Here is a 20368-nt window from a genome sequence, read left to right on the forward strand (position 1 = left end):
ACTGCCGCAAAGCCGGGCTAACCGGTAAGGCGCAAGGAGGCCATCCATGGAACTTCGCGTCGTCGACCCCGCTGCTGCAAAGCCCGCGAAATCAAAGCCGATCGAGGCTCCCGCCTCTTCGCACCGCAGAAATCCAGGCTTCCCACTCGATCTCGATTGGGTCGAGCGCGTCCGCATGAACCGTTCGGCGCTCGAGCGTCGCGCCGCGACGCTGCCGGCCCGCCGTACGGTGAAGAAGGACTGGCAGGCTGCCTGGCTGTTGAAGGCCATCACCCTGATGGACCTGACGACGCTCAACTCCGACGACACCCCGGGCCGGGTCGAGCGGCTCTGCGCCAAGGCCCGCCACCCGGTCCGGCAGGATATCATCGACGGTCTTGGCGTTGCCGACCTCGAGGTGAAGCCGGCCGCCGTCTGCGTCTACCACTCCTTCGTCAAGACCGCGGTCGATGCCCTCAAGGGCACCGGCATCAATGTCGCGGCAGTCTCCACGGCGTTCCCGCATGGCCTCGCGCCGCTCTCGACCCGCCTCGCCGAGATCGAGGCTTCGGTGGCTGACGGCGCCAACGAGATCGACATCGTCATCGAGCGCGGCATGGTGCTGCGCGGCGACTGGCAGGCGCTCTACGACGAAGTCCGGGCCATGCGGAAGGCCTGCGGCGATGCTCACATCAAGACCATCCTGGGCACTGGCGAACTGGCGACGCAGACCAATGTCGCCAAGGCCTCGCTGGTCTGCATGCTGGCCGGCGCCGACTTCATCAAGACCTCGACCGGCAAGGAAAAGGTCAACGCCAACCTCCAGACCTCGCTGTCGATGGTGCGGATGATCCGCTGGTTCCACGAGGAGACCGGCATCGAGGTCGGCTACAAGCCGGCCGGCGGCATCGCCACGGCCAAACTGTCGCTCGACTACATGGCGCTGATCAAGGAAGAGCTCGGCACCCACTGGCTGCAGCCGCATCTGTTCAGGTTCGGCGCGAGTTCCCTGCTGACTGACATCGAGCGGCAGCTCGAGCACACGCTGACCGGGCACTACGCCGCCGACTACCGGATGCCGATGGTGTGATGGTTCTGCCCCTCGCCCGGCGCTACGCGCCACCCTCTCCCTCAAGGGGAGAGGGGGACATGACTGAGAACTCTCGGCTCCTCCCTTCTCCCCTTGAGGGAGAAGGTGCCCGAAGGGCGGATGAGGGGCAGGCCACATACTCCCTCGTTGGAGAATGAAATGAACAAAATCCCCGAAATCTTCACCTCCCTCGACTACGGCCCGGCCCCGGAGTCCGCCGATGTCGCCCTCGCCTGGCTTGCCGCGCACGACAACACGTTCGGCCATTTCATCAACGGCGCGTGGACCAAGCCGGGCAAGACCTTTGCCTCCGAGAACCCAGCCAACGGCAAGGTCCTCGCCCAGGTCACCGATGGCACCGCCGCCGACGTCGATGCGGCGGTGAAGGCTGCCCGCGCCGCCTTCAAGCCCTGGGCCGCCCTCTCGGGCTACCAGCGTGGCAAATACCTCTATGCCATCGCCCGGTTGATCCAAAAGCATTCGCGCCTCTTCGCCGTGCTCGAAACCATGGACAACGGCAAGCCGATCCGTGAAAGCCGCGACGTCGATATCCCGCTGGTGGCGCGCCATTTCTACCACCATGCCGGCTGGGCCCAGCACCTCGAGCGCGAGTTCCCCGAGCACGTGCCCTATGGCGTCTGCGGCCAGATCATCCCGTGGAATTTCCCGCTGCTGATGCTGGCCTGGAAGATCGCGCCGGCGCTCGCTGCGGGGAACACCGTGGTGCTGAAGCCGGCCGAGTTCACCTCGCTCACCGCGCTGCTGTTCGCCGAAATCTGCGACAAGGCGCACCTGCCCAAGGGCGTCGTCAACATCGTCACCGGCGAGGGCGATACCGGCGCCGCCATCACCGGCCACCCTGACATCGACAAAATCGCCTTCACCGGCTCGACCGAGGTGGGGAAGATCATCAGGAGGGCCACGGCTGGCACCGGCAAGGGCATCTCGCTCGAGCTCGGCGGCAAGTCGCCCTACATCGTCTTCGATGACGCTGATATCGACTCGGCCATCGAGGGCCTCGTCGATGCCATCTGGTTCAACCAGGGCCAGGTCTGCTGTGCCGGCTCGCGCCTCTTGGTCCAGGAGTCGATCGAGGAGCGCTTCCTCGAAAAGCTGAAGAAGCGCATGTCGACCCTGCGTGTCGGCGATCCGCTCGATAAGGCGGTGGATATCGGCGCCCTCGTCGCCCCGGTGCAGGTCGAACGGGTCCGCGACCTGGTGAAGAAAGGCGTCGCCGAGGGCGGCCAGCTCTACGAGCCCGATATCGACGTGCCGGGCGGCGGCTGCTTCATCAAGCCGACGCTGATCACCAATGTGTCGACCGCCAACACCGTCGCCAACGAGGAAATCTTCGGGCCGGTGCTGGTCGAGATGAGCTTCCGAACTCCCGAGGAAGCGGTGGCGCTCGCCAACAACACCCGTTACGGCCTCGCCGCCACCATCTGGACCGAGAACGTCAACCTCGCCCTCGACATCGCGCCTAAGCTGAAGGCCGGCGTGGTCTGGATCAACTCCACCAACAATTTCGACGCTGCGGTCGGCTTCGGCGGCTACAAGGAATCCGGCTTCGGCCGCGAAGGCGGCCGGGAAGGCATGGCCTTCTACCTGAAGGCGAAGTGGGAGAAGGAGCTGAAACCCTTCGTCGCTGCGGCGGCCAAGTCCGGCAAGTCCGCCAATCCGCTCGACGATGCGGGCGGCATCGACCAGACCGCCAAGATGTACATCGCCGGCAAGCAGGCCCGTCCCGACAGCGGTTACTCCCGGCCGGTCCACGGTCCTTCGGGCGCGCTGGTCGGTGAAGTCGGCGACGGCAATCGCAAGGATATCCGCAACGCCGTAGAGGCAGCCCGCGCGGCACTGGGTTGGGCCACCACCTCGGCGCACAACCGGGCGCAGATCCTCTACTTCCTCGCCGAGAACCTCGAGTATCGCGCTGACGAATTCGCCGCCCGCCTCAGGGCACAAACCGGCGAGGATGGCGCCGCCGAAGTCGCCGCCAGCGTCGAGCGCCTGTTCGCCTTCGCCGGCTGGGCCGACAAATACGATGGCGCCGTGCACAATCCGCCGCAGCGCATGGTGGCGACCGCCATGGTCGAGGCGCTGGGCGCGATGGCCATCCTCGCCCCGCCGTCACGGCCGCTGCTCGGCTCGATTGCCCTCATCGCCCCGGCCCTCGCCATGGGCAACACCGTGGTGCTCGTCCCCTCCGACCGCTCGCCGCTGTCGATGACCGATTTCTACCAGGTGCTCGAAACCTCCGACGTGCCCTCGGGCGTCCTCAACATCGTCACGGGGGAGAGCAAGGTGCTGGCCAAGACGCTCGCCGAACATGACGGCATCGACGCCATCTGGTTCGCCGGCGACGCCGAAACCTCCGCCATGGTCGAAAAGGCCAGTGCCGGCAACGTCAAGCAGACCTGGACCAGCCGCGGCCTCTACTACGACCTGAGCGACAAGGCGAAATTCGAGGGTGATTACTTCCTGCGCCGTGCCACGCAGGTGAAGAACGTGTGGATTCCGTACGGGGCTTAAGCGCGATGGGCGCAGCAGGCGGGGCCAGGGGTGGGGGTCAGCCAGCACCGGAGTTTCGGCATGACGGTTGAGCGCGCCAGAGAACTCCGCCACAAAGCGACCGACCCGGAGCGAAGGCTCTGGGCCATCCTTCGCGTCTTCAGCGAGCGCGGCTACCATTTCCGTCGTCAACAGCAGATCGGCCCGTACTATGCCGATTTCGCCTGCATGCATGCCCAACTGATCATCGAAGCCGACGGCGAAACCCATACCTCCGCTGCCGGCCGGGACCATGATCGCGTCCGCGACGATTACCTGCACGCCCGCGGGTTTCGCGTCCTGCGTTTCTGGAACAACGAGATCACCGAGAACGCCGAAGGTGTTTTCACGATCATTGAGCAGACCCTGGCCACCGTGCCCGCACTGACCCCCMCCCTTGATCCCTCCCCGCAAGGGGGAGGGAGACGCAAGAGCCGCAAGGCTCTGCGCGATCTCGCCATCCGCACCGGCGACTAGACCTGACTTGAGGTCAGGCCGTCGCCACCGCCATCGCCTTCCGCGGCAAAAACACCGCCTCCAGCAGCGACAGCAATGCGATCGCCCCGACCATCGCTCCGCTCGTCAGCACCACGCGTTGCACCACCACTTCGAAGGCATCGCGGGCGCCGAAGGTTGACGACAGCAGCATCACCAGCGCCACCGAGCAGATGTACTGGTAGTAGAGCGGCCGGCTTGCCCCCGTCGTCATCCTGTCGATGAGGAAGAAGGTGATGCTGGCAATCAGCGCCACGAGCACCGGGAATTGCGGCACCACATAGTAGATCGCCATGGCGCCCACTGCCACGACGGCGCCGACGATGGTGCCGCCGCCGCGGTCGATCAGCTGTTGCAGGCGCCCGCCGCGATCGGGTTCGGCGCAGATGAAAGCCAGCATGATCGGCACGATCAAGAGGTTCATGTCGCCCGTCGCATAAGTCATCAGCATGATCGGCACATAGACCGCCATGCGGATCAGCAGCTCGGCAGCCGGGTGCTCGGTTTCGAACGGCTTGGGCTGCTCGATGTGCACGCGGGCAGTCTGCGGCGGGAACAGGATGTTGAGCACCACCGCGGTCACCCCGACGATCAGCCCGCCGGTCGCCATCGAGTCGCGGATCGCCACCAGCGCCTGGTCGCTATAGAGCACCGACATCGACATCATCGCCGGGAACACCGTCAGCATCACCCCCAGCCGCGAACCCTTGAACAGCATCAGCCCGATGCCGGCGCCGGCCAGCGCGATGTTGACCAGAACGAACAGCATCGGCTCGCTCACCGTCGCCGCCGCCAGCCAGCTGAACACGAACGCCATCACCGGCAGCATCACCGGGCCCATGAACGAGCGCAGGTTGAGCGCGCCGCGCTGGTTCGACATCAGGCTCATCCCCAGCACCACCGGCATCATCGGCTGCGTGACGCCGAGCGGGTCGGCAAGGATCACGCAGATCGCGACGCTGAGCGCCGTACGCAGCGCCAGGTACGGATCCTCTTTGGGGTCGACGCGAGTTAGCTCTTCCATCTTCGCCTCCTGGAGAGAAGATCCTAGTTGAGGCCCGACAGCAGGCCGCTGATGCCCATCAGCCCACGAGCGATGTTCGGCACGATCCCGTCTTCTGGCACGATCAGGACGCTCGCTTCCGAGCCGAGCCGCACATTGGCGGGCAGCACGCTCATGTCATCGATGCTGACGCGCACCGGGATTTTCCGTGCCGGCGGGAACCAGCGGGTATCGTTCGACGATTGCGCCAGGCCATTGGCCGTGGTGCGGCCGCTATTGATGCCCCAGGCGATGCTGTGGACCGTGGCTTCGAATTGCTTGCCCGGCGCCGCCTCGAACATCACCACTGCCCTGTCGCCCGGCTGGACGTTGACCAGTTGGTTCTCGCGCAGGTCGGCAATCACCATCTGCGTTTTGGGGTTGATGAAGGTCAGCGCCGGCGTGCCGGCGGCAACGAACTGCCCCTCGGCCAGCGACAGGTTCGACACATAGCCGTCGGCTGGCGCCAGCACCGTGGTGTTGCGGAGCGCGAATTCGGCCTTGTCGACCGCCGCCTGCGCCGCCCGCACGTTGGGGTTGCTGGCGTCTGCCGTGCTGGCCGACGCTTTGATCCGCTCGAGATCGGCCTTTGCCGCCTCGACGTTGAGCGCTGCCGTCCTGGCGTTGGCGTCCGCCGTGTTGAACTTCGCCTGCGACAGCAAGCCCTTGTCGTGGAGCTGCGTGGCGCGCTCCAGTTCCTGCTGCGCAATGGTCAGCGCCACCTCGGTCTGCGCCAGCTTGGCCTCGGCGGCCGGCACCGCCGCGACACCCGAAGTCACGTTGTTCATCGCCTGGTCGAGCTGGCCCCGGGCCTGCGCCACGTCCATCAGGAACGTCGTGTCGTCGATCTCGAACAGCGGCTGGCCGGCTTTCACCTCGGCATTGTCTGATATCAGCACGTGCTTGACCGGCCCGGCGACGCGCGGCGCCACCTGGGTCACCTGCGCCGTGATCGAGGCGCCCGAGGCGAACGGCGCATAGTGATCGGCCAGCGGATACCAGGCGACCACGCCGCCCAGTGTCACCAGGAGGCCGATGCCGAACAGCTTTGCCTTCCTGCGGCTCTTGTTCGGCGCCTCGGTCGGTGCTGCCGCGGCCTCTGCCGCAACGGTGGCGGGCAGGGGAGTCGGCCCGGGTTCCGCCACTCGCTCCACGGGAATGTTCACCACCTTGGACTGGTTCGTCGCGCGCCCAATGGCGGGAAGCCCCGCCTTGTCAGCGTTCACAGCGTCTTTGTGGTCCATCGTCGCCTGTGCCTGTGCCATAGTCCGCTCCATTGGCTGCATTCGTCTGATCCCCATCTAGGGCAGCTGATTTAACTTTGCAACAAAGATACTATGTCGCATAGCTATGTTGCGCGTGAGGAATGAGACGTTGGAACGAAAGCCCGAGATGGATGAGCTGCTGCGCGACCTGACCGCCGAGGTGACGCACGTCTATCGCTGGCTGGCCGAGCAGGCCGGTATCAATCACACCGATCTGATGTGCCTGTTCTTCGTGCGCTCGTCGGGCGGCCAGGCGACGCCCAAAGCCATCTCGCAGCATCTGGGGCTCACCACCGGCGCCACCGCCATCATGCTCAACCGGCTGGAGGCCGCCCGCTTCATCGTGCGCCATCCGCACCCGACCGACCGGCGCGGCGTGCTGATCATGCTCGGACCCGCCACCGAGGAATCGGGTCTCCTGCAGCTGCGCGACTATGTGCTGCGGATGAACCAGCCGGTGATCGCCTCATACTCCGAGGCCGAACTGGCGATCGTCCGCCGCTTCATCGGCGACATGCTGGCCAATACCCGCGATACCCTGCGCAAGACCCGCCTCGACAAAGCCGCTCCGGTGCCCACGGGCGAGTAACGGCCCAGCGCAAGCGCCGGCGGGCCTCAGACTTCGAGCAGCGATTTCAGCGCAGTGAAATCCGTGCGGATCCATTCGAGCGCTGAGGCCAGTTGCTCGTCGTCCATCCCCGGCCGGCGGTAGAACACGAAGGTCACCAGCGTCCGGTTGCCATCGGCGGTGACCCGCAGCGGCATCATCACCGGCTCCTTGCCTGCTTTGTACACCGCATGGTCGAGGATGCCCTCGCCATTGGGTGGGCTGAACCTGACGATGCGCGGCCCGAACTCGGTATCGCCGGCCCACTCGAGCGGGCCGATCTGCCGGAAGGTTGCGGCGTTGATCGCTGCCCAGCGCGGGTAGTTCCACGGCGAAGCAAGGAAGCGGTAGACCTCAGTCACCGGCTTGTCGATATAGGTCTCAATCGCGTGGGGTTCGAGCATGGCGGTCTACCGTTGCCGCCTCACAGGCGGGACGCACCGTAACCCGCCCTGCGTGAACGACGCGTTGACGCCTCGTAACGGAAGACCGCCTGCGCCGAAGCGAACAGGCGGTCTCTGCAGCTAACGCAACCCACGTTCAGGCGGCGCGGGCGGCCAGCATTTCTACATAATGCGGGTTGTACATGATCCCCAGCACGTTGCCGAACGGGTCGACCACCGATGCGGTGACGAAGCCGGTCTCGCCACGCTTGGTGATCGCCTCGTATTCCTTTGCACCCAGCTCCTTCAGCCGGGCGAATGCCGCCTCGATGTCGTCGACATGCCAGAACAGGACCGCGCCACCGGGCCCGGGCTGCATCGCCTCGGGCGCATAGCGGCGATCGATGATGCCGAACTCGTCCTCGGTGTCACCGATGCGGAACTCGATGTAAGCCGGCTTCTCGCGGCTCGGCATCTGGAAGTAGGCTTCGACGCCGAATAGCTCGGCGTACCAGTCGCGGGCCGCGATGAGGTCGTCGGCGAAGAAGCTGACGGTAGCCATGCCGCGCAGGAAGTGCTTGTTGCTCATTTGGAATTTCCTTTCATCGTTGAGCTGATGCCCAGACAATGACCGATGCTCCAACCCCTGTATTTCAGAAATCCGCAGCGGCCGGAGAGACAGGTGCGTCCGGCGCGCCACGCGAGCCCGGGGAGCCACGCGAGCCCGGGGAGCCACGCGAGCCCGGGGAGCCACGCGAGCCCTATGAGGCGCGCGGCCGGCTCGATCCCCTGGGTTTCGACCGTCACGTGCAGTTCCGCACCGTGCCGCCTTCGGCCGATCTCGAGCGCTTCATCGAGCATTTCTGGGTCATCCGCTGGGACAGCTCACTGGGCCCCTACGATTCCGACCAGGTGATGCACCGGCCTTACGTCGATATCTTTCTGTCGGCCCAGGAGTCCGGCATCCAGGGCACCTTCCGCGGCAAGCGCACCTATTCGGCCGCCGGCAGTGGCCGCATCATCGGCGTGCGCTTTCGCCCCGGCGCCTTCCACGCTTTCTGGACCGGCGAAATGGCCGACCTGCAGGACAAGGTAGTGCCGCTGACTGCGGTGTTTCCCTGGGCAGATGCCAAGGGTATCGCCGCCATCCTGGCGCACGACGACGATGCGGTGATCGCCACGCTGCTCGAGCATATTCGCGCTGCCTCGCCTGTGGCCGATGGAACGCTCGAGGAGATCAACACTATTATCACGGCCGTCGAGACCGACGAGAACCTCACCACCGTCGCCGCGGTCGGCGAGGCCTTCAGTCGCAGCGAGCGCTGGCTGCAGCAGGCGTTTCGCGACTATCTGGGGATCGGCCTCAAATGGTTGCTGCAGCGCAAGCGCCTGCTCGCCGCCGCCGCAGAAATCCGTTTGAGCGACGAGCCCGATTGGGTCGGCATCGCCTACGACCTCGGCTACAGCAGCCAGCAGCACTTCATCACCGACTTCCGCACCGTGCTGGGAGCAACGCCGGTGCAGTACCATAAGAGCCTGACCCGCTAGGGCGTCCGGGCGAAGCTCCCTAGCCCGGATTTGTCGAACGCTTCGATCCATACCGAGCGCGCCTTGCCCGCGCCATCGAGCGCGAAGCTCACCCCGCTCAGGCCGGAGGCGTTCTCGCCGATGGTTTCGAAGGTGAACGTGTCGCGGTCGAAATGCGTGAGCCGGAACGAGCGCCGGTTCGGTCCGATCAGCAGGTTGAGCCCGTCGGCGCCGGCGACCACCTCGATGGGGCCGTAAAAGTCATTGGCGAAGCTGCCGATATAGGCCGTGTCTGCGGCTGCGGGACCAGCGTCGGCCGGTGGGGTATCGAAGTTGTGCGAGATCCCGTCCGCCGCCATCTGCGCGAAGATGCCGGTAAACACCTCCTGCCATGGGTAGCGTGGCGCGCCGAGAATGGCGTTGTCCATGAAGGCGTTGGCCAGCGTTTCCGATACGCCCACCGGCGCGCCGTTGGTCAACACGATCACCCCCAGCTTGTCGTCGAGCGAGATGTTGACCGTTGTTCCCGCGCCCATGGCGAAGGCGCCCGAGTGCGAGATCGAGTGCCGCGCGTCGCCGCCATAGCCGACATTCCAGCCCAGCCCGTAGAATGACGGCGTCCCGTTGGGGGCGTAGCCGGTGATCATTACCGGCAGGTGCGCCTCCTCGAGTGGCGCGGCGGCGATCACCTGCTTGCCCTCGAACATGCCGTCGTTCACCAGCAGCCGCACCCACCTGGTCAGGTCGTTCACCGATGAGGAGACGCCGCCGGCCGGCGATTGCGCGTCGGGCTGCCGCTGCTCGACGAAGGCCCATTTGCCGTCGACCCTGATATGGCCGGCGGCGCGGTTGGCCTCCGCCATGAAATCGGCATAGCGCGAGCTGGTCGACGCCATGCCGAGCGGCTTGTAGAGCCGCTCCTCCGACAAGGTTTCCCAGTCCATGCCGGTTGTCGATGCTGCCGCCACTGCGGCGGCGGTGATGCCGAAATTGGTGTAGGCGTAGCCGGAGCGGAAGCTGGTCAGCGGCGGCTGGAAGCGCAGCCGGTGCAGCACCGCCTCGCGATCGTAGCCATAGTCTTCCAAGAGGTCGCCGGCATGGTCGGGCAGCCCCGAGCGATGTGCGTAGAGATCGCGAAGCGTCACCTGGCTTGTCACCCACGGCTCCTGCATGGCGAAACCGGGTGTCAGGTCCATCAGCCGCGTGTCCCAGCTGAGCTTGCCGTCGCCGATCAGGCCCGAGATCACCGTCGAGCCGATCGGCTTCGATACCGAGGCGAGCTGGAACACCGTGTCCGGGTCGACCGGCTCGCCGGTCTCGACATTGCGGACCCCGAACCCCCCGGCAAAGATCACCGCGTCGCCGTGGACAACGGCGATGGCAATGCCAGGCGTCCGGTCGTCGGCTACGGCCTGCTTCGCGTCCGCGGCGAGCGTATCGAGCGCTTGCTGCAATTGCGCCGGCGGCAGCGGCTCACGCTCGCCGGCACGCGCTACGCCGGTCGCAGCGACAACGAGAGCGGCCAGTCCGAAACCAAGGTGGCGAAGCACGATAGATCCTCCAGGCGGGGCAGCTGGCGGTCGACAGGTAATGTCGAGCGAAATCGTCGTTGCCAGCTCACATGTGAACATCAGCTTGCGAGGTGCGACAAGAGCAAGTGCCATCGAGTCTTTAGCTAACGCGACCTCCTGCACCTGAAGTCGGTGGTGCGGGCCGGACTTAGTTCTCATGCCGAAGCAAAGGCGCAGCCGGCGCCGGTTTGTATTTCGACATTGTGTACGGAACCGTACCGAGGCCGCATGCCGGGTGGGTCAGAGCGCCGCCGCCTCATCTTGCCTTCGCCCGGCGGGCAGCGCAAAACACCGGCATGACCCTGCTCCCGCAAGAAACCATCATCCGCAAGCGCGACGGTCTCGCCCTCACGTCAGGCGAAATCTCCGGCTTCATCGGCGGGCTGACCGACGGTTCCGTCAGCCCGGCCCAGGCAGCCGCCTTCGCCATGGCGGTGTATTTCCGTGATATGTCGACCCCCGAGCGCGTCGCCCTCACCGAGGCTATGCGCGACTCGGGCACTGTGCTCGATTGGTCCGATCTCGATGGCCCGGTCGCCGACAAGCATTCGACCGGCGGGGTCGGGGACAACACCTCGCTGATGCTGGCGCCGATCCTTGCCGCCTGCGGCGTCTACGTGCCGATGATCTCCGGTCGCGGCCTCGGCCACACTGGCGGCACGCTCGATAAGTTCGATGCCATCCCCGGCTACAGCACCAGCCCGGATAACGCGTTATTTCGCAAGGTGGTGCGCGAGGCTGGTTGCGCCATTATCGGCCAGACCGCCGATCTCGCTCCGGCCGACAAGGTGCTCTATGCCATCCGCGACGTCACCGGCACGGTCGAATCCATCCCGCTGATCACCGCCTCGATCCTCAGTAAGAAACTGGCCGCCGGCCTCGGCGCCCTGGTCCTCGACGTGAAGACCGGTTCCGGCGCCTTCATGCCGACATTGGAGAAATCCCGCGCCCTGGCCGATAGCCTCGTCTCGGTGGCCAATGGCGCCGGGCTGCGCACCGCCGCGCTGATCACCGACATGAACGAGCCCCTCGCTTCGGCTGCCGGCAACGCTCTCGAAGTGCGCAACGCCGTCAACTTCCTCACTGGCAAAGGGGCGGACGGCCGGCTCTTTGACGTCACCCGGGCGCTCTGCGTGGAGGCCCTGTCGCTGACCGGCGTGGAGCGCAGCGACGCGGGCGCCGCAGTGGACCGCCTCCTCCCCAGCGGCGAGCCGGCGGAGCGGTTTGCGCGCATGGTGACCGGCCTTGGCGGGCCCAGCGATTTCATCGATCGCATGGACGATTACCTGCCCCGCGCCAGCATCGTTCGCGACATCTATCCAGATGAAGCGGGCCAGGTTCAGCAGATCGATACCCGCGCCGTCGGCATGGCGGTGGTGGTGCTCGGCGGCGGCCGTACACGCCCCACCGATAACATCGACCATGCTGTCGGTTTCGACAACCTGGCGCCCATCTGGCGTGTGGTTGGGCCAGGCAGACAACCGATCGCTCGCCTCCATGCCAACGATCCGGCTGTAGCCGACGAAGCCGAGCGCCGCATCAAGTCCGCCTATCGCATCGGCGAGGGGGCACCCGACCCCACGATCATCTACGACCGGATCGGCCCCGAGGAGTTTGCCTGATGCCCCGCGCCATTCTCTGCATCCTCGACAGCTTTGGTATCGGCGGCGCCCCCGACGCAGCCGATTACGGCGACACCGGCGCCGACACGCTCGGCCATATCGCCGCCAACTACCAGCTATCGCTACCGAACCTGGACGCCCTCGGACTCGGCGCCGCGGCCAAACTCTCCACCGGTGAGGTTCCTCGCGGCCTCACGGACCAGCCGAGGGGCGGACGCTGGGGCGTCGGCCGCGAGGTCAGCAAAGGCAAGGACACCCCGTCCGGCCATTGGGAAATCGCCGGCGTGCCGGTGCCGTTCGACTGGGGTTATTTCCCGCTGCAGGAGCCGACCTTCCCGCCCGACCTCATCGCCAAACTGATCGAGAAATCCGGCGTCCCCGGCATCCTCGGTAACAAGCATGCTTCCGGCACCACCATCATCGCCGAACTCGGCGAGGAGTCGATCCGGACCGGCAAGCCGATCTGCTACACCTCGATCGACAGCGTCTTCCAGATCGCCGCGCACGAGAGCCATTTTGGCCTCGAGCGGCTCTACCAGCTCTGCGAAACCGCCTTCGAACTCACTGCGCCACTCAATATCGGCCGTGTCATTGCCCGCCCGTTCGTCGGCGAGACCGCCGCCACCTTCAAGCGCACCGGCAACCGCCGCGACTTCGCCATCGCCCCGCCCGAGCCGACCTTGCTCGATCGGGCCAAGGGTGCGGGGCGGCAGGTCTACGCCATCGGCAAGATCTCCGACATCTATGCGAGGCACGGCGTCACCCACAAGATCAAGGCCACCGGCAATATGGCGCTGTTCGATCGCACCCTCGAAGCGATGGAAATGGCCGCCGACGGCGCCTTCATCATGACCAACTTCGTCGATTTCGATCAGGATTTCGGCCATCGCCGCGATGTGCCGGGCTATGCCCAGGCGCTCGAAGCCTTCGATGCGCGCCTGCCCGAGCTGATCGCGGCACTGCGGCCCGACGATCTCGTCGTCCTCACCGCCGACCACGGCAACGATCCGACCTGGCGCGGTTCCGATCACACCCGCGAACAGACCCCGATCATGGCCTTTTCCCCAGCCCTCACGCCCGGAACCATTGGCATCCGGCCGACCTTTGCGGATATAGGAGAGAGTATCGCCCGCTGGCTCGGCCTTGCGCCCGGCCCCCACGGCAAATCCTTCCTCTAGCCCTTCGAGGTATCCATGCGCGGCGTAACGGTGATCGACCACCCGATGGTGCAGCACAAGCTCACCATCATGCGCGACAAGGATACCTCCATCGCGGGGTTCCGACGCCTGCTGCGCGAGATCGCGCACCTGATGTGCTACGAGGTGACGCGCGACCTGGAACTCGAGATGGTCGAGATCGAGACGCCGATGACCAAGATGGATGCCCCCACCATCAAGGGCAAGAAACTGGTCTTCGCCTCGATCCTGCGCGCCGGCAACGGCCTGCTCGACGGCATGCTCGATCTCGTCCCGGCCGCCCGCGTCGCCCATATCGGCATCTATCGCGACCACGAGACGCTGCAGCCGGTCGAGTACTACTTCAAGGCGCCATCAGAGCTCGACAACCGCCTGATCATCGTCGTCGATCCGATGCTGGCGACGGCCAATTCCTCGATTGCGGCAGTGGACAAGCTCAAGGAGCGTGGCGCCAACAACATCCGCTTCCTCTGCCTGCTCGCCGCCCCCGAGGGTATCGAGAAGTTCTCGACCGCCCACCCCGACGTGGCGATCTTCACCGCTGCAATCGACAGCCATCTCAACGAGAAGGGCTACATCATCCCCGGCCTCGGCGACGCCGGGGATCGGATGTATGGGACCAAGTAGGTCTTCACGCGCTGGTCGCGCTCCAGACGGGGCGCGCCACGCGCGGGGTCCTCGCTACGCTCGTCCAAGGGTGTGAACCGATGCCGCGGCGAATCCTCCCCCGCGCGGCGGGGGAGGGGGACCACCCGAAGGGTGGTGGAGGGGGCAGTCAAAGCCGCAGTAGTCCAAACGGCCCCTTACTTCTTCAGCGGCAGCCCCAGCCCGATCAGCTCCTTGCGGAGCGACTTCGGGTCGGTGAAGTGGATCGCGTGCATGCCGAACTTTCGGGCCGAGATCACGTTCGGCTCGCTGTCGTCGATGAACACGCAGCTGTCCGGCGCAAGGCCGTAGCGCTCGCAGAACACGCGGTAGAGCCGCGGATCGGGCTTCACCAACCCCTCGAGGCCGGACACCACGACGCCGTCGAACTTTTCGAGGAAGGGCCATTCGGGCAGGCAGCTCACCCACTTCTCCCACGAGAAGTTGGTGATGGCGAAGGTCGGAATATCCTCGGCGATCAGCTCGTTATGGATATCGATGGTGCCAGTGATGAACTCGCCGACCGTCTCTTTCCACCTGAGATCGAACGCCTGGATCTCGCGCCAGTAGCGCGGATAGCGGGTGATGAGCTCGGCCACGCCCTCGGCGAAGATGTCGCCGGCGTCGAACTCGAGGTTCCAGTCCTTGGTGCAGATATTGTCCCAGAACCACTGCGCTTCCTCTTCGGTCTCGAAGAGCTTGCGGAACAGGTACATCGGGTTCCAGTCGACGAACACGCCGCCGAGGTCGAAGACGGGGATCAGGGTATCTTGCATCGGGCTGGCCTCGTAGAGCGCTTGCAGGGAAAGTTGCAGACTTTGCCGTGCGAAAGCGCGACAAAGCCAATGACCTCAGGCGTTTCCGCGAAACGCTCTGGCGTTTCGACGTTTCTGTGAAACGGTGAAGCGCTCTGGGGAACGTGAGCCGGGCTATGGCACGCCCGTACTGCCTCGGCAAGCCGCCGCTGGCTACTCCAGCGCGATCTCCCCCTTGAAGCGTGGCAGGAAGTACTGCGTGTGCTTCAGCGTGATCGTGCTTGAGATGACGAGACCAAAAAGTGGCTGGTGCGGGTAGGTGATCTCGGAGGCCACGAGCCAGCCGTTGGCGCCGCGAGCCAGCACATTGATCTTGGCGGTGGCATCCAGCGGGAACGCGCTGGTCGCTTCACGCGCTGTTGCGGCGCCGTGCGCCCGGCTCCACGCCACCGTGGCCACACCGTCGGCGTTGATGCTGAGCAACGAGACGACCTGCGCCAATCCTGAGGTGGTATACGGGGTCATGATGGTTTCGGCCGCGAGAAAGTACTTGTCGAGGGTCGTCGTCGAGATCGTGCCCTTTTCGCGCGATACGAGATCGGCCATCGTGCTCGCGACCGTCGCCACCTTGTGGTCCGCCGAATAGAGCGTTGCCGCTTCGATGGTGCCGAGATAGAGGGTCAGCAGCAGCGGCAGGATCAGTGCGAATTCCACTGCGGCGACGGCCCGGATGTCGTCGCGGAACTGCTGCAGGCGGCGGATCATGTGCAACTCGCGCAGACGAACGGCTCGTTGCGGAATACCCGCGAGGCACCCAGCAAGCGGGTGCCGTCCGGCAGCGTCTGGAAATTGAAGCCCGGCAGGTTCACCACAGTAGGCCATTTGTAATAGGCCTGCACCAGCACCACGTCGCCACCCTTGCCGGGCTTGTAGTCGTCGACGAGCGTCCAGTCGCACTTGTCCTCCTTGCAGTCCTCGCCGGTCTTCAGCGGGTAACCGAGGGCGACGGCGCCAAAATCGGAGACTACCGTCACGCTGACCCGCAATTTGTCGTCGGCCAGATCGCAATCGAACATGCTGTAAAGCCCGTCGCAGATGGCCTCGCGGTACGCCTCGGCATTGTAGGCGGGTGTGCCATTCTGCGCCTGGCCGGTGCGGATCAGCCGCGACGAGTCGTTTACGGCGCTGTCGAGGATCTGGCCGGCGATAAAAACCAGGGCCGTCTCGACGATTGCCAGGATGATGGTGAAGAACGGCAGCGCCAGCAGGCCGAACTCGATCGCCGTCACGCCGCTATCGTTCCGGCCAAAAGCCTGCGCCCGGCGGATTGCCGGCGACATCAGCTTTCTCAGCCATCGGGAGCGTTGAGACATGCGGCCCTGAAGTTTCCATTCGCCGACGGAAACTAGCGGTTCCTACCTAGTGATTGGTTAGTGCCCGCGCCACATTTGCATGCGATGCAGCGGCTTGGTTAACCGGCAGTTAGTTCGCTGCGGTTTCGACCGCATCCGCCGTCTCGATCTTCTCGATGGTGTATGCCTTGTCGTCGCCCAGCATGATGATCGGCTGGCATATAGGCTCACACGCCATGCTGGTCCGCCGCTCGCCCAGGAACACGGTTACGAGGCCAGCCTGCTCCTGCACCACTTCGATCAGGGTGTCGGCAATCGGGTTTCCCTGGGCGTCCAGCACGATCAGGTTGGTCTGGCCATAACTCTTGCCGGTCAGCACCAGGGTCTGCGGATCCTGGATGGCGGCATCGGCGATGCCGGGGTTACCGATGATCACCGTCGCCGCCGGGGCATTGATCCTGAGGATGCGCGCCATGTTTACTTTCACCGTCACCGGGGCGCTTTCAGCCAGCGCGGCGACAGAGCTGGCGAGCACCGAGAGGATGGCAAGGGCGGCGATACTGGGACGAAACGGCATGACGGGCCCTTGGCGGGAGGTATGCTATGGCAAATGGAGTGTTGCGCGGAATGGTGAAGAATTCGCAAATGGCCGAGTGCCGCTCCGCATCCGCCGGCCGCGGTCGTTAGCGATCGGTGTGGCCGGTCGCTCCTCGCGTATTACTTTGCCGGCACTAGGAACAATTTTGCAGGTTGCTTTAACGATCTGCTCAGCATGCCGGAAACCCTTGTAAACCGGGGCGCTCGGGCTTCGACAATTAACTCAATTTCAATCCGCGCCGCCTAGCGTGAGGCCATGTTCGATGTGTGACGTATCGAACGGTGCTGACGCATCACTTGATGCAGTCACAGAATGACGTGTGCAAGGAGCCAAAAAATGAACACTGTCGCTCGTTTCGTGAATGACGAGTCCGGCGCTACTGCGATCGAGTACGGCCTGATTGCCGCGCTCATCGCTGTCGCCATCATCGTGGCAGCCACCGCCCTCGGTGGTAACCTGTCCAACCTGTTCCAGGGGATCTCCAACCGTCTCGGCACTGTTGCCGTCCCAGGCGGCGCTGCCCCCCCGGCTAATCCCCCGGCTACCCCCTGATACTCCTCGGGGCTAGAAGTTCGAAGGGGACCCCGTCGGGGGTCCCCTTCTGCATTCTGGCTTTCTTAACCATATGTCCGCCACACTGTCCTTGGCCCGGGTGTCCGGCGCTTTCGCAAACCGCCGACCACCGATGCCCGCATTCATCACCCTTCCCGCCATGCTCGTGTTTCCGCTGTTGATGGCCTTTGCGGCTTCCTCGGACCTGCTAACCATGCGGATCTCCAACAAGCTGGTGCTGCTGCTCGTGGGCTCGTTCCTCGCTATCGCGTTGCTCGCCGGCTTCTCCTTCGAACTGCTGGGCATGCATGTCGCCGCGGCGGCGCTGGTGTTGGCAGTGTCATTCAGCTTCTTCGCCCTGGGCTGGATCGGCGGTGGCGATGCCAAGCTGATCGCCGCGACCACCCTGTGGTTCGGCTTCGAAAGCATGCTGGCCTACCTCCTCTTCGCGTCGCTGCTCGGTGGGGCATTGACGCTGTCGCTGCTGGCCGTTCGTCGCTGGCCATTGCCACTGCAGCTCAAGCAGGTGCTGTGGATCGATCGGCTGCACGACAGCAAAACCGGCGTCCCCTATGGTATCGCACTGGCGGCCGCCGGCCTGCTCGTCTATCCCAGCAGCCTGATCTTCCAGCGCCTCGTCGGCTGAAGACTTCGAAACTATTCGTTAACCGTCTTCGGCAAGCAAAGATTAACCAAACTTTGACCCTTTGCCGCGATAGTCGACCGCAAGAGTAGCGGGGTTCCTTCGGGCCCGGCATGTGGAGTTTGGGGCGATGGGAGTCTCGCGTATCATCCTGCTGGTCGTTGCGCTTCTGGCAGGCGGGCTCGCAGCCTTCCTGGCCATGCGCGGCACGGCGCCGCAGCAGGTGGTGGTCGAGGGGCCAACTCAGGTCATCGAGGAAAAGAAGGCCAAGGTGCTGGTGGCCAAGGCCCCCATTGGCGTCGGCCAGCGGATCACGGCGGAAACCATCGAGTGGCAGGAATGGCCGGAGTTCGCCGTCCGTCCCGAATATATCAGCGAAGCCGTGCTGCCCGATGCGCCCACCAAGCTGCTCGACGCCGTCGCCCGCTTCGAGTTCTTCCCGGGCGAGCCGATCATCGACAAGAAGCTGGTGCACTCCGACCAGGGCTATCTCTCGGCCGTGCTGACCAAGGGCATGCGCGGCGTCTCCGTGCCGGTCAGCGCCGACGCGGCGGCCGGCGGCTTCGTGCTCCCCAATGACCGCGTCGACATTGTGCTCAGCCGCGGCGGCATCAGCCAGACCATCCTCTCCAACGTCAAGGTGCTGGCCATCGGCACCCGGCTTGGCGAAACCGGCACTACCGGCGAGAAGGCAAACCCCGAAAACCCCAAGGCCGACGTCTTCCAGGGCGGCACTATCGCAACCCTCGAGTTGACCCCGGCCCAGGGCGAGGCGATCATCAACGCCTCCAAGATCGGCGTCCTCTCGGTGGCGCTCCGCTCGATTGCCGACTTCAAGCCATCCCCTGGGGATGATCTGCAGGGCAGCCGCGCCGTCCGCATGATCCGCTTCGGCATCGGCAGCGACGTGATGCCCGGTTCCAGCCCGAATGTTGCCCAGGCGTCCTTCGACGACACCAGCTCAGAAGAGCAGGTGCAATGATGCGTGAGGATTACGTGATGTCTCCGGCTCTCACCACCCGTTCTCCGCGCTCTCTCAGGGCCAGCACTCTGCGCCTGATGGCGGCCGCCGCGCTGATCGGCGCCGCGCTTGGGCTCGCCCCGCTGGGTCTTGGCGAGGCGCATGGCGCCGATTCCAATCACCTGCGCATCGGCGCCAGCGGCTTCGGCTCGACGCAGCCGGTCAGCATCGGCATCAACAAGTCGATGATCATCGACCTGCCGGTCGACGCGCAGGAGGTGATCGTGTCGCAGCCGGGCGTTGCCAACGCCATCCTGCGCAACAAGCGCCGCGCCGTTATCCAGGCCGTGAGTTCTGGCGACACCAACATCTTCTTCCTCGACGGCGCCGGCCGCACCATTGTCGTGGTCGATGTCAGCACCACCGGCGCCGCCAGCACCGGCGGTTCCAACGTCGCCGCGGTCCTGCGCGAAACCTACAGCAAGATCATGCCCAACTCGGACATCCAGGTTGAGGCGGTCACGCTGACCAACGCGGACGGTGCCGTCGTCAACCGTGTCGTACTGTCGGGCAACGCCGGCAGTACTGACGATGCCGACAAGGCGCTAGCGATCGCCGGGCAGTTCGCCGGGGGCGCTGATAATGTCACCAGCGTGATCGCGGTAGCCGGCCCGCAACAGGTGATGCTGAAGGTCACCGTCGCCGAGGTGAACCGCAGTCTCGCCAAACAGTTCGGCATCGACCTGACCGGCAGCTACTCCAGCGGCGGGCTCACCACCAAACTCATCAGCTCGCAGCCGATCGGTGGCGCCTCCAACCTGTTCAGCAACAACGGCCTCGAGGTTGGCCTCGATATCGGCCCCCTCAGCATCGATGCGCAGATCCGCGCCATGGAGCAGCGCGGCGCCGCCCGCACCCTGGCAGAGCCGATCCTGACCGCCATGTCGGGGCAGAGCGCCGATTTCTTCGCCGGCGGCGAGTTCCCTGTGCCGACCAGCGTCACGGACGGCAAAGTGGCGGTCGAATACAAGGATTTTGGCGTCAAGCTTGCCTTTACCCCGACGATCAAGTCCAACGGCAATATCGCGCTTGCCGTCGATACCACCAGCAGTGAGCTGAGCACCGAGGGCAGCATCACCGTCGGTGGCTCGACTCTGCTCGGCATCAAGCGACGCACCGCCAAGACTTCGGTCGAGATCGGCACCGGCCAGACCCTCGCGATCGGCGGCCTGATCGAGGACAAGACCCGCACCCAGATCCATCGTCTGCCGGGGCTCGGCGATATCCCGATCCTGGGTGCGCTGTTCCGCTCGCGTGACTTTATCCGCTCGCAAAGCGAGCTGGTGATCCTGGTCACTCCCTATCTCGCCCAGCCGACCACTAAGAAACCCGAATTGCCAACCGATCGTATGCAGTTTGCTAACGACGCCGAGGCAATCTTCCTGGGCCACATCGAGACGATGTACGGCGTCGGGCCTGCGGGCACCCGCGGCAGCTATGACGGGTCCGTCGGCTTCCTGCTGGATTGATGGAGT

21 protein-coding genes are annotated in these 20368 nt (G+C 64.9%); 12 read left to right on the forward strand and 9 right to left on the reverse strand.

Annotated elements, in window-relative coordinates; translation table 11 throughout:
• The first annotated feature begins 46 nt into the window (after positions 1-46).
• The 3 genes from deoC to ASC68_RS07355 all read left to right on the forward strand — a co-directional run bounded on the left by deoC (position 47) and on the right by ASC68_RS07355 (position 4096).
• On the forward strand, positions 47-1069 hold the full coding sequence (gene deoC, locus ASC68_RS07345; protein ID WP_055877130.1) for a deoxyribose-phosphate aldolase: 1023 nt from the start codon (positions 47-49) through the stop codon (positions 1067-1069).
• Positions 1070-1228: 159 nt separating this feature from the next.
• Positions 1229-3601 (forward strand): aldehyde dehydrogenase family protein, encoded by a 2373-nt coding sequence (locus ASC68_RS07350; RefSeq protein WP_055877133.1) that lies wholly within the window; start codon positions 1229-1231, stop codon positions 3599-3601.
• A 60-nt stretch (positions 3602-3661) separates the two neighbouring features.
• Positions 3662-4096: an endonuclease domain-containing protein gene (locus ASC68_RS07355; protein WP_055877135.1), complete on the forward strand. Its 435-nt coding sequence runs from the start codon at positions 3662-3664 to the stop codon at positions 4094-4096.
• A 13-nt stretch (positions 4097-4109) separates the two neighbouring features.
• On the opposite strand, the gene ASC68_RS07360 is transcribed toward ASC68_RS07355, so the two are convergent.
• The gene (locus tag ASC68_RS07360) at positions 4110-5138 is read right to left on the reverse strand and encodes an FUSC family protein (RefSeq protein WP_055877138.1); all 1029 of its coding nucleotides are present in this window, start codon (positions 5136-5138) and stop codon (positions 4110-4112) included.
• 23 nt (positions 5139-5161) lie between these two features.
• A complete protein-coding gene (locus ASC68_RS07365; RefSeq protein WP_055877141.1) occupies positions 5162-6421 on the reverse strand; it encodes an HlyD family secretion protein in 1260 nt (419 codons plus the stop codon).
• 109 nt (positions 6422-6530) lie between these two features.
• On the opposite strand from ASC68_RS07365, the gene ASC68_RS07370 reads away from it, so the two are divergent.
• Positions 6531-7010, forward strand: coding sequence for a MarR family transcriptional regulator (locus ASC68_RS07370; RefSeq protein ID WP_162247946.1), 480 nt, complete (start codon positions 6531-6533; stop codon positions 7008-7010).
• A gap of 26 nt (positions 7011-7036) precedes the next feature.
• Here the strand turns inward: ASC68_RS07370 and ASC68_RS07375 are convergent, their stop codons facing one another.
• Both ASC68_RS07375 and ASC68_RS07380 read right to left on the reverse strand, forming a co-directional pair.
• Positions 7037-7432 carry a hypothetical protein gene (locus ASC68_RS07375; protein WP_055877147.1) on the reverse strand — a complete coding sequence of 132 codons (396 nt, stop codon included), beginning with the start codon at positions 7430-7432 and terminating at the stop codon, positions 7037-7039.
• A 136-nt stretch (positions 7433-7568) separates the two neighbouring features.
• Positions 7569-8000 (reverse strand): VOC family protein, encoded by a 432-nt coding sequence (locus ASC68_RS07380; protein ID WP_055877158.1) that lies wholly within the window; start codon positions 7998-8000, stop codon positions 7569-7571.
• Positions 8001-8218: 218 nt separating this feature from the next.
• Between ASC68_RS07380 and ASC68_RS07385 the strand changes: the two genes are divergently transcribed.
• Positions 8219-8959, forward strand: coding sequence for a helix-turn-helix transcriptional regulator (locus ASC68_RS07385; RefSeq protein ID WP_197421121.1), 741 nt, complete (start codon positions 8219-8221; stop codon positions 8957-8959).
• Here the strand turns inward: ASC68_RS07385 and ASC68_RS07390 are convergent.
• Positions 8956-10488, reverse strand: coding sequence for a serine hydrolase (locus tag ASC68_RS07390; protein WP_055877160.1), 1533 nt, complete (start codon positions 10486-10488; stop codon positions 8956-8958). The two genes, ASC68_RS07385 and ASC68_RS07390, sit on opposite strands and share 4 nt — an antisense overlap.
• 323 nt (positions 10489-10811) lie before the next feature.
• On the opposite strand from ASC68_RS07390, the gene deoA reads away from it, so the two are divergent.
• From deoA to upp, 3 genes are read left to right on the forward strand one after another with little or no spacing between them, the layout of a single operon-like run.
• Complete coding sequence (gene deoA / locus ASC68_RS07395) at positions 10812-12131, forward strand: thymidine phosphorylase (RefSeq protein WP_055877241.1); 1320 nt, start codon at positions 10812-10814, stop codon at positions 12129-12131.
• Positions 12131-13309 (forward strand): phosphopentomutase, encoded by a 1179-nt coding sequence (locus ASC68_RS07400; RefSeq protein ID WP_055877163.1) that lies wholly within the window; start codon positions 12131-12133, stop codon positions 13307-13309. The genes deoA and ASC68_RS07400 overlap by 1 nt, the downstream gene beginning before the upstream one ends.
• A 15-nt stretch (positions 13310-13324) precedes the next feature.
• On the forward strand, positions 13325-13954 hold the full coding sequence (upp, locus tag ASC68_RS07405; RefSeq protein WP_055877166.1) for a uracil phosphoribosyltransferase: 630 nt from the start codon (positions 13325-13327) through the stop codon (positions 13952-13954).
• Positions 13955-14130: 176 nt separating this feature from the next.
• Here the strand turns inward: upp and ASC68_RS07410 are convergent, their stop codons facing one another.
• The 4 genes from ASC68_RS07410 to ASC68_RS07425 all read right to left on the reverse strand — a co-directional run bounded on the left by ASC68_RS07410 (position 14131) and on the right by ASC68_RS07425 (position 16656).
• Positions 14131-14748: an HAD family phosphatase gene (locus ASC68_RS07410; protein ID WP_055877169.1), complete on the reverse strand. Its 618-nt coding sequence runs from the start codon at positions 14746-14748 to the stop codon at positions 14131-14133.
• A gap of 192 nt (positions 14749-14940) precedes the next feature.
• A complete protein-coding gene (locus ASC68_RS07415; protein WP_055877171.1) occupies positions 14941-15492 on the reverse strand; it encodes a TadE/TadG family type IV pilus assembly protein in 552 nt (183 codons plus the stop codon).
• Positions 15489-16067, reverse strand: coding sequence for a TadE/TadG family type IV pilus assembly protein (locus ASC68_RS07420; protein ID WP_055877173.1), 579 nt, complete (start codon positions 16065-16067; stop codon positions 15489-15491). Before ASC68_RS07420 ends, ASC68_RS07415 begins: the two co-directional genes overlap by 4 nt.
• A gap of 142 nt (positions 16068-16209) precedes the next feature.
• The gene (locus tag ASC68_RS07425; RefSeq protein ID WP_055877176.1) at positions 16210-16656 is read right to left on the reverse strand and encodes a pilus assembly protein N-terminal domain-containing protein; all 447 of its coding nucleotides are present in this window, start codon (positions 16654-16656) and stop codon (positions 16210-16212) included.
• A 357-nt stretch (positions 16657-17013) separates the two neighbouring features.
• Here ASC68_RS07425 and ASC68_RS07430 point away from each other — a divergent pair, with 357 nt between their 5' ends.
• From ASC68_RS07430 to ASC68_RS07445, 4 genes are all read left to right on the forward strand, one after another.
• Positions 17014-17229 carry a Flp family type IVb pilin gene (locus tag ASC68_RS07430; protein ID WP_055877178.1) on the forward strand — a complete coding sequence of 72 codons (216 nt, stop codon included), beginning with the start codon at positions 17014-17016 and terminating at the stop codon, positions 17227-17229.
• Between the two features lie 133 nt (positions 17230-17362).
• Positions 17363-17875: a prepilin peptidase gene (locus ASC68_RS07435; protein ID WP_055877181.1), complete on the forward strand. Its 513-nt coding sequence runs from the start codon at positions 17363-17365 to the stop codon at positions 17873-17875.
• A gap of 127 nt (positions 17876-18002) precedes the next feature.
• Positions 18003-18854, forward strand: coding sequence for a Flp pilus assembly protein CpaB (gene cpaB, locus ASC68_RS07440; protein ID WP_055877184.1), 852 nt, complete (start codon positions 18003-18005; stop codon positions 18852-18854).
• Positions 18855-18871: 17 nt separating this feature from the next.
• Entirely contained in the window at positions 18872-20362 is a 1491-nt protein-coding gene (locus ASC68_RS07445) for a type II and III secretion system protein family protein (protein WP_197421123.1), read from the forward strand.
• Positions 20363-20368: the final 6 nt, after the last annotated feature.

It is taken from the genome of Devosia sp. Root105, assembly GCF_001424865.1.
Taxonomy (GTDB): domain Bacteria; phylum Pseudomonadota; class Alphaproteobacteria; order Rhizobiales; family Devosiaceae; genus Devosia_A.